We start from the raw sequence: 13,121 nt of genomic DNA on the forward strand, positions 1-13,121 counted from the left end.
CATGGCAATCCAGGACGACAACCGTTCCATCCCGGGCCTTCTGACGGGCCTGGTCGATCAACTGACGACACTGCTGCGCAAGGAGGTGCAGCTGGCCAAATCCGAAGTTTCGGAGAAGGTGACCCAGGTGAGTGCCGCCGCCGGCGCGCTGGCCGTGGCGGCCGGCCTCCTCATCGCCGGCCTGGTGGTTCTTTGCCAGGCGCTGGCCATGTGGTTGACGCGGTTCGACCTCTCGCCCGTGGCGGCTTCCGCCATCGTGGGTGCCGTCGTGGTCATCATCGGCATGCTCTTGCTGATGAAGGGCATCAGCAGCCTCAAGCCCTCCAACCTCGCGCCACGGCGCACACTGGAACAGACGCAGCGCGACGTGAACATGGTGAAGGAGCAGGTGCGATGAACGAGACTTATAAATCCTCCAGCGAGCTGGAGCGCGAGGTCGAGGACAGCCGCGCCCAGGTCAACAACACCCTGAACGAGATCCGGGAGCGTATGAGCCCGGGCCAGATGGTGGATGAGGCGCTGGCCTTCGCCAAGAACAATGGGGGTGCCGAATTCGGCCGCAACCTCGCGGTCCAGGCACGGGACAATCCCCTGCCGGTGCTTCTCATCGGAGCCGGCATCGCCTGGCTGATGAGCGGACGAAAGCCTGCCACCATGAGCAGCTATGCACAGAGCGCCGGCACTTCGCACGATCATACCTCGTCCAGTGGTCCCAGCACGCTGAGCAAGGTCGGGGACGCGCTGACCCGCACCGCGCATGACATGCGTGAGGCGGTGACCGGTGCTGCAGGCTCGGCCCGGAATGCCGCAAGCGGCGCCTATGGGTCAGCCCGCGATACCGTCAGCGGTGCCTACGACTCGGCGAGCGACGGACTTGCCTCTGGGCGCGACATGTACCATCAGCGGCGCGAGCAGGGGCAGGCCCTGGTCAATGACGTGAGCCAGCAGCCGATGCTGGTGGCCGCGCTGGGTCTGGCCGTCGGCGCGGCGCTCGGCGGCGTTCTGCCGGCGACACGCACCGAAGACCGGCTGATGGGCTCGGCCGCGGATGATCTGAAAGCGCGCGGCGAAAATGCCGCGTCCGAGGGTTATCAGCGCGGACGCGAAGTGGTGAAGGCCGCCGTGGAAGAGGGCGAGCACGAGGCGGAGAAGCAGGGGCTGATGCCCTCGCGCGCGAATGGTACCGGCCATCAATCTGCCGGGCAGGACGAGAACACCGCCCGGATGTGAGGGTCCTCGCATTCACCGGAACAGGGGGCGCAGCCGTGGGCTGCGCCTTTTTTTTTGGGGCGCCGACACCGTTCAAGAAACCGTGTCTCGGTTCTTCGGATCGATGCCGGAACATCGCGGTGGCCCAGTCATTGAGACTGCATGTGCGGGAGGCAAATTTCCCTGTCCCCGCCTTTCACCAACTGCGATGCGCCTGCTGCCTCTCGTCTGGGGTGGGGCTCAATGTCCGGCGCGCGCTACAAGAGAGGAGACAGCCAATGAAAACCCTTACCGCCGCTCTCATCGGATCAACCATGCTTGCCGGTGCCGCCATGGCACAGTCCGGATCTCCCGGCACCAGCGCCCAGCCTGCCGGAACGCCACAAGGCGCTGGAACCACCATGAGCCAGAACGTCGAAATGCGCGACGGCTTCATCGTTCAGCAGAAGGAAGATCAGATCCTCGGGTCGAACCTGATGGATGCCGACATCCGGGGCGCAAATGGCGAGGAAATCGGCGAGGTCGAGGACGTTCTCCTGGATCGTGAAGGCCGGGTGATCGGTGTTGCCGTGGAGGTTGGCGGCTTTCTCGGCATGGGCGAGAAGGAAGTCGCCATTCCGGTTGACCAGCTTGAGTTCGTCACACGCGACAGCAACACCGCCGCGAATGCGGCAGGCGGCAACGCCGCTTCCACCAGTCCGACGGAAGGACGCGCATCGACCGCGGCCAGCAACGCAGCCGGCGCCGATGCTGCAGCTGGAAACACAGCCGCCCGGAACAACCCTGCAGCCATGAACACCCCGGCCGCAGGCACCAACAATGCTGACGGCACGAACGCATCAGCTAATGCGAACAATGCGTGGAACTGGAGCAGCAGCACGCTCGACCACATCAAGGTCAACTTCACGCGAGAGCAGCTGGAGAAAGCGCCGGAGTTCCAGACCGCCAATGATGACTGATCGTCAGTCGTCGGACGGCAACCTGGGGGGCTTCGCGCCCCCCTTTCTTCATGATGAGCGTGTTACCGTCCAGTTCAGGGCCTCTCCGCCCTTGAAGACCACGATGTCGATGCCATCGTTCGTGGTCACGCGTTCAGGCGCCGTGGAGGGCTTCTGCTCGATGGTCATGGTGCCCTCGTTGACGGGCAGGCCATAGAAGGCGGGGCCGTTGCGTGAGGCGAAGCCTTCCAGGTGCTGCAGGGCGTTCTCCTCATGGAAGACCTGCGTATAGACCTGCATGGTGGTGGGCGCGTTGAACAGGCCGGCGCAGCCGCAGGCGCATTCCTTCAGATGAATGGCATGGGGCGCCGTGTCGGTGCCGAGGAAGAAGGTCTTCTCGCCCGAGGTTGCGGCCTTGCGCAGGGCGAGGCGGTGCTTCTCGCGCTTGACCACCGGGAGGCAGTAGTGATGCGGGCGGATGCCGCCGACCAGGAGGTCGTTGCGGTTCAGCACCAGATGATGCGGGGTGATGGTCGCGGCCATGCGGTCGGGATTGGCTCGCACGAAGGCAACGCCATCCTCGGTCGTCACATGCTCCATCACGACCCTGAGGCCCGGGTGGCGCCGCAGCACCTCCGATAGCACCCGGTCGATGAAGACCTTCTCGCGGTCGAAGATATCGACGTCGTGATCGGTCACCTCGCCGTGCACCAGCATGGGCATGCCGATCTTTTCCATGCGCGACAGCGCCGGCTCGATGGCGTCGAGCGAGGTGACGCCATGGGCGGAATTGGTGGTGGCATGGGCGGGATAGAGCTTGGCCGCCACCCAGACACCCTCGCGATGGCCGCGCTCCATCTCGTCGGGGCTGGCGCCATCGGTGAGATAGCAGGTCATGAGCGGCGTATAGCTGTGGCCGGCGGGAACGGCCGCCTTGATGCGCTCGCGATAGGCCGCGGCGGCATCCACCGTGGTGATTGGGGGCACCAGGTTGGGCATGACGATGGAGCGGCCGAATTGCGCCGTGGTGTGCGGGACCACCGCCTTCAGGATCTCGCCATCGCGGAAATGGGTGTGCCAGTCGTCCGGCGTGGGGATGGTGAGGGTTATTTCGGCTGTGGACACGGACGGGGCCTCCGGCGGCGGGTTGTGTTGCCCGCCTTATGGCACGAAGAACCCGCCTGGCCAATTCGACCGAGAACCTTCTGGCGACTTGTGAACTGACGCCGTCAGGCGGTGCTTGAGAGCTTCATCAGCACGATGCCGGACACGATCAGGGCGCCGGCTGCCAGGCGCATGGGCGTCGCGGCCTCACCCAGCACGATGACGCCGACGGCGAAGGCGCCAACGGCACCGATACCTGTCCAGATCGTGTAGGCGGTTCCCAGCGGAAGCGTTCTCATGGAAATCGACAGCAGCGCAAAGCTTGCGATCATGGTGACCAGGGTGATGACGCTCGGCCCGAGCAGCGTGAACCCGGCGGACTTCTTCATGAAGAAGGCCCATACGATTTCAAGCAGACCGGCGAGAACGAGATAGATCCAGGCCATGAACGGCCCTCCTGAAGTGGGCCGGGTCGTCCCGGGATGATATCCGATGGCGCGGGTCGTCCCACACGAACCCGAACTAGCAATCAGGATATCAGCCGTCAATTCGGTGCTGCTTTTCCCGGCGGCTGAGCCTCGCCCTAACGAAAACGCCCGGCGCGGGACCGGGCGTCTTGTTGCATCTTGAGGAGCGGCGCGGCCTACCGAACCTGGTCCACGTCACGCACGGCGCCACGCGCGGCGCTGGTGGTGAAATGAGCATAGGCCTTGAGCGCGGAGGAGACCTTGCGCTTGCGTGCGCCGGGCTTCCAGGCGTCGGCCCCGCGGGCCTCTTCGGCGGCGCGGCGCTCGCGGATCACCTCGGGCGCCACCGCTAGGTGGATGGTCCGGCCGGGGATGTCGATCTCGATGATGTCGCCATCCTGGACCAGAGCGATCAGGCCGCCCTCGGCGGCTTCCGGCGAGACATGGCCGATGGACAGGCCCGAGGAGCCGCCGGAGAAGCGACCGTCGGTGACGAGTGCGCAAGCCTTTCCGAGACCCTTCGATTTCAGGTAGCTCGTGGGATAGAGCATCTCCTGCATGCCGGGTCCGCCGCGCGGGCCTTCATAGCGGATGACCACCACTTCGCCCGGCTTCACCTGACCCGTCAGGATGCCGCTGACGGCATCGTCCTGGCTCTCGAACACCTTCGCCGGTCCTGAGAACTTCAGGATGGATTCATCGACACCGGCGGTCTTCACGATGCAGCCGTCGACGGCGAGATCGCCGGTGAGAACGGCGAGGCCGCCGTCCTTGGAGAAGGCGTTTTCGGCATTGCGGATGACGCCGTTCTCGCGGTCGATGTCGAGTTCATCCCAGCGGCGGTTCTGGCTGAAGGCGGTTTGCGTCGGCACGCCGCCTGGCGCCGCGCGATAGAAGTCACGCACGCTCTCGCTGGTGGACTGCACGATGTCCCAACGCGCCAGGGCCTCTTCCATGGTGGCACTGTGAACGGTGGGAAGTTCGGTGTGCAGGAGACCCGCGCGGGCAAGCTCGCCCAGGATGCCCATGACGCCGCCGGCGCGATGGACGTCTTCCATGTGCACGTCGGATTTCGCCGGCGCCACCTTGCAGAGGACAGGCACGCGGCGCGACAGCCGGTCGATGTCATCCATGGTGAAGTCGATCTCACCTTCATAGGCCGCCGCCAGGAGGTGCAGCACCGTGTTGGTGGAACCACCCATGGCGATGTCGAGGCTCATGGCGTTCTCGAAAGCCTTGAAGTTGGCGACCGAGCGCGGCAGCACGCTTTCATCGTCGGTCTCGTAGTAGCGACGCGTGATGTCGACGATGAGGTGGCCGGCCTCCACGAAAAGGCGCTCGCGATCGGCGTGGGTCGCCAGCGTCGAGCCATTGCCCGGCAGCGAGAGACCCAGCGCTTCGGTGAGGCAGTTCATGGAATTGGCCGTGAACATGCCCGAGCAGGAGCCGCAGGTGGGGCAGGCGGAGCGCTCGATCTTCTGAACCTCTTCCTCGCTGACCCGGTCATCGGCGGCGGCAACCATGGCATCGACCAGATCGAGTGCCACTTCCTTGCCTTTCAGGATGACCTTGCCGGCCTCCATGGGGCCGCCCGAGACAAAGACGGTCGGGATGTTGAGGCGCAGGGACGCCATCAGCATGCCGGGGGTGATCTTGTCGCAGTTGGAGATGCAGACCATGGCGTCGGCGCAATGGGCGTTGACCATATATTCGGTCGCATCGGCAATCAGCTCGCGCGAGGGCAGCGAATAGAGCATGCCGTCATGGCCCATGGCGATGCCGTCATCCACCGCGATGGTGTTGAATTCCTTGGCGACGCCGCCCGCCTTCTCGATCTCGCGCGCGACGAGCTGGCCGAGATCCTTCAGATGCACATGGCCCGGCACGAACTGGGTGAAGGAGTTCACCACCGCGATAATGGGCTTGCCGAAATCGCTGTCCTTCATGCCGGTGGCGCGCCACAGGCCGCGGGCACCGGCCATGTTGCGGCCGTGGGTGGTTGTGCGGGAGCGATAGGCAGGCATCTTGCTATTCCTGACGTTCTCTAGGACACGAGGGGCGACATATAACCCCTTTTTTCGCGGCGTGCGAACAGGTTGGCGTCGCACCGCGCGCAGCGGACCTTATGGATCAGGGGTATATGGGGTCTGACGGCGGCGATCGCGAGGGTATGTTTGCTTTTGTCGCGCTCGCACCGCCGGCTTCTAGGGATCGCGGTGGAAAATGATGGATTGATGCACGCCGGTGCCGGCGAGGGTGCCGTCACCCACCGCCAGCGCCACGGCGCCTGCGGGCCGGGCCGCGTCGCCGCAGGCATAGACGCCCTGAACGCTGGTTTCCTTGAACTCATTGGTCTGGATGTAAGGGCCGAGCGGGCCCTCCTCGAAGGCGCAACCCAGCTGTTCGGCCAGCGGGCTCGCCATGCTGGTACGCGTCAGGGTGAAGAGGCCGCAGAGCGATATCACGCGCCCGTCCTCCAGCTCCACATCGGCCCTTTCGCCGCTGATCCGCCTGATCCTGGTGGTCTCGACTTTGGCGCCGCGCCGTTTCAGTTCGGCCGCCTGTTCCTCATCAGGTGTGAAGGCGCCGTTGAGGAAGAAGATGGTCTCGCCCCAGTCCGGCAGCATGAGGGCATGGTGCATGGATCCTTCGGAGGTGGCGAGCACACCGATGGATCCCTGGTCGAGTTCATAGCCGTGGCAGTAGGGGCAGTGGAACACGGCCACACCCCAGCGCTCGGCAAGGCCGGGAATGGCGGGAAGCTCGTCGCAGACGCCGGTGGCGAGGATCAGCCGCTGGGCCTCATGATCCTTGCCGGCGGCGGTGACGTGGAAATCGTGGCCGATGGCAGAGGCCTTGTCGGCATTGGCGTCGAGCCAGTTGACCGTGGGATAGGCCATGAGCTGCGCCCTGGCATCGGCCAGGATATCGCCCGGAGCGCGGCCGTCCTGACCGAGGAAGCCGTGCGAGCTTTTGGCGAACCGATTGCGGGGGCTGCCCCCGTCGATCACCAGCACCTTGCGGCGGGCGCGGGCGAGCTGCAGCGCCGCGGCGAGGCCGGCGTAGCTGCCGCCGACGATGATGACGTCATGGATCATGCGGGTTTCCGTTTTCATGTAACTTCAATTGATACGTGAAGCGTCCGATGTCAAGTTTCAGGCGCGGCTCCAGTCGAAACAGCCGGAGGGCAGGGCCGTTCCGCTGACGAGAAGCGCGCCATGGCGGTAGAGGCGCCAGCGCCTGTCGGCGGGGATGTCCAGCACGACGACACCCATGGCGGCATCCGCCCAGACAAGGCGGGCGTCGGTCTCTGCCAGCGCCGCCATGACGTCGGCCGGCTCGATCCCGGCCCGGAAGACGGCGGTGGCGAAGGCTTGCCCGGGTGGCGGGCGCAGCGCCCAGAGGCCCGCGGCGCCGGTGACGAGACCGAGGATGGCCACCAGCGCCGCCGGACGCAGCCCTCGGCCCGAGCCAGTGCTGCGTTGCAGCCACCAGCCGAGCACGGCTGGAAGCAGGCCGAACAGGGTGAACCAGAGAAGATCCCAGAACAGCGGCACCTCGCTGTCGAGCCTGATGCGGTGGATGCCGAGCAGCCAGTGCGAGAGGAGGCCGTCGATGATGTGCCAGAGGCCGAACCCGATCAGGAGCGCGCCGATGGCGGGCCTCGGACCCGTTGCGGACAGCCTGCCGCGCGTGCGCCAAAGACCCCAGAGGCCGAGGGCGGCAATGAGATACATCAGCGCGTGGAAATAACCGTCCCAGAGCACCTGGAGGCGCAGGTCCGCCATGCCCGGCACGAGGCTGAGGAGATGATGCCACTGCAGGATCTGGTGCAGAAGGATCCCGTCGAAGAAACCGCCGAGGGCAAAGCCGAGCGTCCCGGCCCAGCGGGTGGGTGCGGCCATGGTTGTTCCCTCCTGGCGTGCCATACCGAACTGCCGGTTAAACGATCGTTCGAGGAGGATATGTTCCGAAGATAGCGGGACGCGGCGCGCCTTGGCCGGTCCGCGATGTTCTTTCCGCGGGATGACCGGGCTGCCGATCGGCAAGGCACGTCTGCTGTTCTCCGGTGGGGGAATGGTTCTGCCGCAACCATTAGTATAAATCGGAAGAATTTCTGTTAATATTATAGTAACGATCTATGCTCTCGAGGCGGCGGTGTACTTCCTGCAACCAATGGAGAGACGCTGATATGTGTGGTGGAACGGAGGGTGCTATCCTCCCCAACTTCGAAAACCTGTTTCTGAACCACGAAAACATCAATCTTCGGGACAACACCGAACTGCAGCTGGACTGGCAGGAGGTGGTCGCTCAACAGGCTACCCCGACCGAGACCCGCTGATCGGCCGATATCTGAGGGCGCCGCGAGGCGCCCTTTCTTTTCATGAGACCTTCAAAAGCGCAGCGAAATTGCCTTCCGGCGGCTGGGCTTATAGATGTCCTTCATGGAAAGTCGCTTCCTGGAAAGCCTTATCGCCGTGGTCGACTACGGCTCGATCAGTGGTGCTGCCCGGCATCAGAACCTGACGCCGGGGGCCGTGGCGCAGCGCATCCAGGCGCTGGAGGAGGAGATCGGGGCCAAGCTCATCGAGCGCTCCGGCCGCCGGGCGCATGCCACCGAGGCCGGCGTACAGGTGATCAAGAACGCGCGGCCCATCCTGCAGGCGATCCGTGAGCTGCCGACGCTGATCACCAACAAGTCCATCTCCGGTACCATCCGCATCGGCGCCATCGGCACGGCCATGACGGGCCTGCTGCCGCCGATCCTGAAAGAACTGTCGGTCTCCTGCCCGGATCTCGACATCTACATCGAGCTTGGCGAATCCAAGAGTCTCTATCGCCAGCTCATGGCACGGGAGCTCGACTGCGGCTTCTTCGTGCAGCCGGATTTCAAGCTGCCCAAGGCCTGCGAGCGCTTCATCCTGCGCCAGGAGCCGCTGGTGGTGCTGGCCCCCGCCACGCTGGACGAGCGCGACCCTCATGCGGTGTTGGCGCGCCAGCCCTTCATCCGCTACGACCGCAACAGCTGGGGTGGCCGGCTGGCCGATGCCTATCTCCAGCGCCACGAGATCGCACCGCACGAGCGCTTCGAACTCGACGCGCTTGACGCCATCGCGGTGCTGGTGGACCGGGGGCTCGGCGTCTCTCTGGTGCCAGACTGGCAGCAGCCCTGGCCGGCCGGGATCAAGGTGAAGAAGCTGCCGCTGCCGGATGTGAGCGTGACGCGGCAGATCGGTCTGTTCTGGATGCGGTCTTCGCCCTGGGAGAGCGTCATCCAGATGATGATCGCATCGGGCAGGGGCGGATAATTCAACATGAGAGGTCTGCGATAATCGTCATGCCAGGCCTTGTGCCTGGCATCCGCGCCTTATCTGCGGCTGCGGCGGAAAGAAATTCGTGGATGCTCGCCACAGGGGCGAGCATGACGACTGAAGTGTTGTTGAATTCGTCGTGACAGGGTCGGGGTGTAAAGACTCCCACTGGTCTTGGCCTCATGCTTCGACCCTTCGAGACGATCGCTGACGCGATCCCTCAGGGTGAGGTCGCTTGCAGCGACCCTCCGCATGAACGCAATGGGGGGTGGCACCCTCCAACAAGAGCCGGCCATAGCAAAGGCCTCATCCTGAGGAGCCGCCAGAGGCGGCGTCTCGAAGGATAAGCCACGCACTCCCTGATAGAAGTGTCAGGGATGTCTCCGAACATCTGTCAGATATGCCTCCAGGCCAAACACCGAGCCTTGGCCGTGACGTGGGCTTCTGTTCCGCTGTCAGGCGTTGGCGACCTCAACCGTTACATGCGAGAGCCCCGGGATGTGCGCGAGCTTTTCCCGGTAATGAGCCGGAGGTTGTGGATCTGCCGTGACCAGCGCCACAATAGCCCCATAGTGGCCCGGCCCGAGCCGCCAGACATGGAGGTCCGTGATCTCGTCGCCGGTGCCCTCGATGGCCTCGCGGATCTTGGCTGGTCGGTCCTCGCCTTTGGGCAAGTAATCCAGCAGCACGCCGCCTGCGTCCTTGACCAACCCAATCGACCAATGGGCGATGATGAGGGCGCCGACAACGCCCACGGCGGGGTCGAGCCAGAGCCAGCCGTAAAGGCTTCCGGCGAGGAGCGCGACAATGGCAAGCACCGAGGTCAGCGCGTCGGTCAGAACGTGAAGGTAGGCCGCGCGCAGGTTGTTGTCCCGGGCACCCGCCCGAGGTTCCTCGTGATGGTGATGATCGTGCCCGTGATCGTGGCCATGACCATGGTGATGATGGTCCTCGCGCAGCAGCCAGGCCGAGACGAGGTTGACCGCCAGTCCGAGCACCGCAACCGCGATGGCCTCGGTGAAATCGATCGGCACGGGCGCGGCAAGCCGCTGAAAGCTCTCCCAGCCGATCAGCAGCGCAACGAGGCCGAGCACGATGGCGCTGGCGAAACCGGCGAGATCGCCCATCTTGCCGGTGCCGAAGGTGAAGCGGGGATTGTGCGCGTTGCGGCGGGCGTAGCGATAGGCGAGCGCCGTGATCAGCATGGCGGCGGCATGGGTCGACATATGCCAGCCGTCGGCTACGAGGGCCATGGAGCCGAAGATGGTGCCGGCGGCGATCTCGGCCACCATCATGACAGCGGTGAGGGCGATGACGAGCCAAGTGCGGCGCTCGTTGCGGGTGTGGCCCTCGCCGAGGAAGACGTGGTCGTGCCTCTTGGGGTCCATCATTTCAGATACCTCCTGACGACCTCGATCAGCTCATCGGCGGCCTGCGCCCGGACGGTGGCGTCGCCCTCCTCGGCGGCATGCTCGCGGATGTGATGTTCGATCAGTTCGGCGGTGAGGCCGCTCATGGCCCCGCGCACGGAGGCGGTGAGGTTCAGGACCTCAGCGCAATCAGCATCCGCCTCCAGCGCGCGCTCGATGGCATCCATCTGCCCCTTGAGACGGCGCACGCGGGCGAGGAGCTTGGCCTTATGTCTGATCGTGTGGCTCATAGAATAGGGGGGTACCCTATTCTCGGTATCGAGTCGAGGCTGTTTCGTCGGCGCTGGACGAACCGAACTTAGCTGGGGCCGTTTGGTGGCCAGTCAGTTGGCGGTTGAGCCGATCAGGCGGCCGTAGCCGCTTTTGCCGTATTTCCGGATAGCCAGTTCGCCAGATCCGGGATGTCGTTGAAGAGATGGTCGGGCGCCGCTTTGACCAGTGCGTCCTGCGAAGCATAACCCCAGGTGACGGCGGCGCAGGTGATCTTCACCTTGCGGGCCGCTTCGATGTCGCGCGTTTCATCGCCGATGGCGAGCACCTCGGCCTTACGGTAGCCCTGCATCAGATTCCGGAAGCGACTAGCCTTGCCGAAGAGGCCGACGCCGCAGGAAAAATATGTAATGTGCTGCGCAGAGGGACCGAGAACCCGCCGGACGTTCGCCTCGGCATTGGAGCTGACAACTGCGATATCCACGCCCCGTCGTGCCAGTTGTTCCAGCAGGCCCGCCACGCCGCCGAACATTGAGATTGATGCCGCGGCATTCCGCTGCCTGAGATCGCGCGCGATCCGTGACAGGCTTCGGCGCGGGATGCCGAGCGCGGCGATGATGTCCCGGGTGCTTTTTGAGCGGAGCTCCTGTCCTTCGGCCTCACTCAGCTGTCGGAAACCATGTTGCGCGGCAACCCCATTAAACACGCTGAAAAACCAGGGCGCGCTGTCGGCTATGGTGCCGTCGAAATCGAAGATGACCAAGCTCAGCGTGCCGCAGGGCTGATATTGACCTTCCTGTTTCTTGCGAACACGGGCGCTGTTCGGCGACAGCAGATCATAGGCGATGCTGTTGAAGAGCGCGAGGTTTTCACTGCCGGATCGTCTGTAGAGCACACGTCCGCGCGGAACCAAGAGCCACGTCACCGCAAAAGCGGCAAACGTGATAAACACCGTGAGTCCGAGGAAACAGAGGAGGCTTATCTTTAGAAGGAGATCATGGTTGTAGCGGCCCTGCAAGTAGTCTTGCAAGCCATAGAAGGTGGCAAGCAGGGCTACGCCCAAGGCAGTCTGCTTCGCGACGTTAAATGTCAGGAGCGCGAGATATCTTGCTTTTAGTGCCGCCATTGAGAACTCACAACGGGTGGTGATGCCGCGAGATTCTTCGGCGAGCTGAAGCAGTTAGCACCACTCTGCCGAGTTTTGTCGATTGAAGCAAGCAAAGCTGATCGGTGAGCCAGAACTGCACTGGGCTATTCATCTGGCCGCAGCATCGCCACACCTAAAACATGTATCTCGTGGTCACACTGCAACTTTTCCTAAGCGTCAGGCATTCCGGGGGTCACATAGGCGTGCTCGGTTCGGTCGGAGCCGCCTCATCTGACCATTGGAGAACATCATGGCCGATCGCACAAAGCCCGTTACGCCGCGCAACGAGGGCGATCATAGCGCCCCGCATCTCAGCCCCGTTACCCCAGCGGAAGATATACGCACCATCATGATCAACCGCGTGTCCTGGGGCGCCGTCTTCGCCGGCGTGGCGCTTTCGCTGGTCACGCAGCTCCTGCTCAACATGCTGGGCGTTGGCATCGGCCTTGCCACGCTTGACCCGGCGACCGGGGACAATCCCGCCGCCTCCAGCTTCTCCATCGGCGCCGGCCTGTGGTTCACTGTCGCCGGCATCATCGCGGCACTGGTCGGCGGCTATGTCGCCGGGCGGCTTTCCGGCAAGCCGAAGGAATCCACCGCCGGCTGGCATGGCCTTACCACATGGGCGCTGACTACGCTCGTGATCTTCTATCTCCTGACCTCGACGCTCGGCACCGTTCTCGGCGGCACCTATCGCACCATGACCGATGCCTTCGGCGCCGTTGCTTCCACCGCCGGCTCTGCCGCGCAGACGGCGGCCGAGGTGGCCGGCCCGAACCTCGGCGGCATCACCGATCCCTTCGCCTCCATTGAGAACTCCGTGCGCAGCGCCACCGGCGGCAATGATCCGGCCGCACTGCGCGACGCCGCGGTGGCGGCCGTGCGGGCGGCGGTGACCGGTGATCAGGCCCAGGCGCAGGACGCGCGTGAGCGTGCGGCCCAGGCGATCGCCACGGCGCAGAACATCCCGATCGAGCAGGCCCGCACCCAGGTGACGCAGTACGAGGAGCAGTATCGCCAGACCGTGGAACAGGCGCAGCAGCGGGCCACCGAGATCGCCGATGCCTCGGCCGCCGTGGGCTCGACCGCCGCGCTCCTGAGCGCGCTGGGCCTGATCCTCGGCGCCATCGCAAGCTGGTTCGGCGGGCGCATGGGCGCTGTCGATCCCACCGTCAGCGGCTACACCGGCGGCACGGTCTCGGGTCGCATGTAAACGCGCGTCTTTGATCCCTTAAAGGCCCGGGGTCTCTGCCTCGGGCCTTTTCCTTCCGCGGATCCGAATGCGCGGACAGGGCTCTCTCTAC

The 13,121-nt window shown here is 64.5% G+C and carries 14 protein-coding genes; 6 read left to right on the plus strand and 8 right to left on the minus strand.

Translation table 11 applies throughout. From position 1 onward, the window contains the following. Nucleotide 1 precedes the first annotated feature (1 nt). The 3 genes from IEV58_RS16890 (at nucleotide 2) to IEV58_RS16900 (ending at nucleotide 2,168) form a co-directional block, all read left to right on the plus strand. Complete coding sequence (locus IEV58_RS16890) at nucleotides 2-397, plus strand: phage holin family protein (RefSeq protein WP_188410997.1); 396 nt, start codon at nucleotides 2-4, stop codon at nucleotides 395-397. Then, nucleotides 394-1,230: a DUF3618 domain-containing protein gene (locus IEV58_RS16895; protein WP_188410998.1), complete on the plus strand. Its 837-nt coding sequence runs from the start codon at nucleotides 394-396 to the stop codon at nucleotides 1,228-1,230. Before IEV58_RS16890 ends, IEV58_RS16895 begins: the two co-directional genes overlap by 4 nt. Nucleotides 1,231-1,487: 257 nt before the next feature. Further along, nucleotides 1,488-2,168, plus strand: coding sequence for a PRC-barrel domain-containing protein (locus tag IEV58_RS16900; RefSeq protein ID WP_188410999.1), 681 nt, complete (start codon nucleotides 1,488-1,490; stop codon nucleotides 2,166-2,168). Between the two features lie 48 nt (nucleotides 2,169-2,216). Here the strand turns inward: IEV58_RS16900 and pyrC are convergent, their stop codons facing one another. The 5 genes from pyrC to IEV58_RS16925 form a co-directional block, all read right to left on the minus strand. Next, nucleotides 2,217-3,272, minus strand: coding sequence for a dihydroorotase (gene pyrC / locus IEV58_RS16905; protein WP_188411000.1), 1,056 nt, complete (start codon nucleotides 3,270-3,272; stop codon nucleotides 2,217-2,219). 104 nt (nucleotides 3,273-3,376) lie between these two features. After that, on the minus strand, nucleotides 3,377-3,697 hold the full coding sequence (locus IEV58_RS16910) for a DMT family transporter (RefSeq protein ID WP_188411001.1): 321 nt from the start codon (nucleotides 3,695-3,697) through the stop codon (nucleotides 3,377-3,379). 197 nt (nucleotides 3,698-3,894) lie between these two features. Beyond that, complete coding sequence (gene ilvD / locus IEV58_RS16915; protein ID WP_188411002.1) at nucleotides 3,895-5,742, minus strand: dihydroxy-acid dehydratase; 1,848 nt, start codon at nucleotides 5,740-5,742, stop codon at nucleotides 3,895-3,897. Nucleotides 5,743-5,922: 180 nt separating this feature from the next. Beyond that, nucleotides 5,923-6,834 carry an NAD(P)/FAD-dependent oxidoreductase gene (locus IEV58_RS16920; RefSeq protein WP_229729559.1) on the minus strand — a complete coding sequence of 304 codons (912 nt, stop codon included), beginning with the start codon at nucleotides 6,832-6,834 and terminating at the stop codon, nucleotides 5,923-5,925. Nucleotides 6,835-6,873: 39 nt separating this feature from the next. Next, nucleotides 6,874-7,623 carry a DUF2243 domain-containing protein gene (locus IEV58_RS16925; protein WP_188411003.1) on the minus strand — a complete coding sequence of 250 codons (750 nt, stop codon included), beginning with the start codon at nucleotides 7,621-7,623 and terminating at the stop codon, nucleotides 6,874-6,876. A 287-nt stretch (nucleotides 7,624-7,910) separates the two neighbouring features. On the opposite strand from IEV58_RS16925, the gene IEV58_RS16930 reads away from it, so the two are divergent. Then, complete coding sequence (locus IEV58_RS16930; RefSeq protein WP_188411004.1) at nucleotides 7,911-8,060, plus strand: hypothetical protein; 150 nt, start codon at nucleotides 7,911-7,913, stop codon at nucleotides 8,058-8,060. A 103-nt stretch (nucleotides 8,061-8,163) separates the two neighbouring features. Next, a complete protein-coding gene (locus IEV58_RS16935; RefSeq protein ID WP_188411005.1) occupies nucleotides 8,164-9,027 on the plus strand; it encodes a LysR family transcriptional regulator in 864 nt (287 codons plus the stop codon). A 458-nt stretch (nucleotides 9,028-9,485) separates the two neighbouring features. Here the strand turns inward: IEV58_RS16935 and dmeF are convergent, their stop codons facing one another. The 3 genes from dmeF to IEV58_RS16950 all read right to left on the minus strand — a co-directional run bounded on the left by dmeF (nucleotide 9,486) and on the right by IEV58_RS16950 (nucleotide 11,733). Further along, complete coding sequence (dmeF, locus tag IEV58_RS16940) at nucleotides 9,486-10,421, minus strand: CDF family Co(II)/Ni(II) efflux transporter DmeF (RefSeq protein ID WP_188411006.1); 936 nt, start codon at nucleotides 10,419-10,421, stop codon at nucleotides 9,486-9,488. Then, the gene (locus IEV58_RS16945) at nucleotides 10,418-10,690 is read right to left on the minus strand and encodes a metal/formaldehyde-sensitive transcriptional repressor (protein WP_188411007.1); all 273 of its coding nucleotides are present in this window, start codon (nucleotides 10,688-10,690) and stop codon (nucleotides 10,418-10,420) included. Before IEV58_RS16945 ends, dmeF begins: the two co-directional genes overlap by 4 nt. 113 nt (nucleotides 10,691-10,803) lie before the next feature. After that, nucleotides 10,804-11,733 carry an HAD hydrolase-like protein gene (locus tag IEV58_RS16950; RefSeq protein ID WP_229729560.1) on the minus strand — a complete coding sequence of 310 codons (930 nt, stop codon included), beginning with the start codon at nucleotides 11,731-11,733 and terminating at the stop codon, nucleotides 10,804-10,806. Nucleotides 11,734-12,067: 334 nt separating this feature from the next. Between IEV58_RS16950 and IEV58_RS16955 the strand changes: the two genes are divergently transcribed. Then, nucleotides 12,068-13,030 carry a PhnA-like protein gene (locus tag IEV58_RS16955; protein ID WP_188411009.1) on the plus strand — a complete coding sequence of 321 codons (963 nt, stop codon included), beginning with the start codon at nucleotides 12,068-12,070 and terminating at the stop codon, nucleotides 13,028-13,030. Nucleotides 13,031-13,121: the final 91 nt, after the last annotated feature.

It is taken from the genome of Agaricicola taiwanensis (assembly GCF_014635245.1).
GTDB classification, from domain to species: Bacteria; Pseudomonadota; Alphaproteobacteria; order Rhizobiales; family Methylopilaceae; genus Agaricicola; species Agaricicola taiwanensis.

Excerpts from the sequence above, each read along its gene's own strand:
- IEV58_RS16890 (WP_188410997.1), top strand. The coding sequence starts at position 2 with ATGGCAATCCAGGACGACAACCGTTCCATCCCGGGCCTTCTGACGGGC.
- IEV58_RS16895 (WP_188410998.1), top strand. The coding sequence starts at position 394 with ATGAACGAGACTTATAAATCCTCCAGCGAGCTGGAGCGCGAGGTCGAG.
- IEV58_RS16900 (WP_188410999.1), top strand. The coding sequence starts at position 1,488 with ATGAAAACCCTTACCGCCGCTCTCATCGGATCAACCATGCTTGCCGGT.
- IEV58_RS16910 (WP_188411001.1), bottom strand. The coding sequence starts at position 3,697 with ATGGCCTGGATCTATCTCGTTCTCGCCGGTCTGCTTGAAATCGTATGG.
- ilvD (WP_188411002.1), bottom strand. The coding sequence starts at position 5,742 with ATGCCTGCCTATCGCTCCCGCACAACCACCCACGGCCGCAACATGGCC.
- IEV58_RS16920 (WP_229729559.1), bottom strand. The coding sequence starts at position 6,834 with ATGAAAACGGAAACCCGCATGATCCATGACGTCATCATCGTCGGCGGC.
- IEV58_RS16925 (WP_188411003.1), bottom strand. The coding sequence starts at position 7,623 with ATGGCCGCACCCACCCGCTGGGCCGGGACGCTCGGCTTTGCCCTCGGC.
- IEV58_RS16930 (WP_188411004.1), top strand. The coding sequence starts at position 7,911 with ATGTGTGGTGGAACGGAGGGTGCTATCCTCCCCAACTTCGAAAACCTG.
- IEV58_RS16935 (WP_188411005.1), top strand. The coding sequence starts at position 8,164 with ATGGAAAGTCGCTTCCTGGAAAGCCTTATCGCCGTGGTCGACTACGGC.
- dmeF (WP_188411006.1), bottom strand. The coding sequence starts at position 10,421 with ATGATGGACCCCAAGAGGCACGACCACGTCTTCCTCGGCGAGGGCCAC.
- IEV58_RS16945 (WP_188411007.1), bottom strand. The coding sequence starts at position 10,690 with ATGAGCCACACGATCAGACATAAGGCCAAGCTCCTCGCCCGCGTGCGC.
- IEV58_RS16955 (WP_188411009.1), top strand. The coding sequence starts at position 12,068 with ATGGCCGATCGCACAAAGCCCGTTACGCCGCGCAACGAGGGCGATCAT.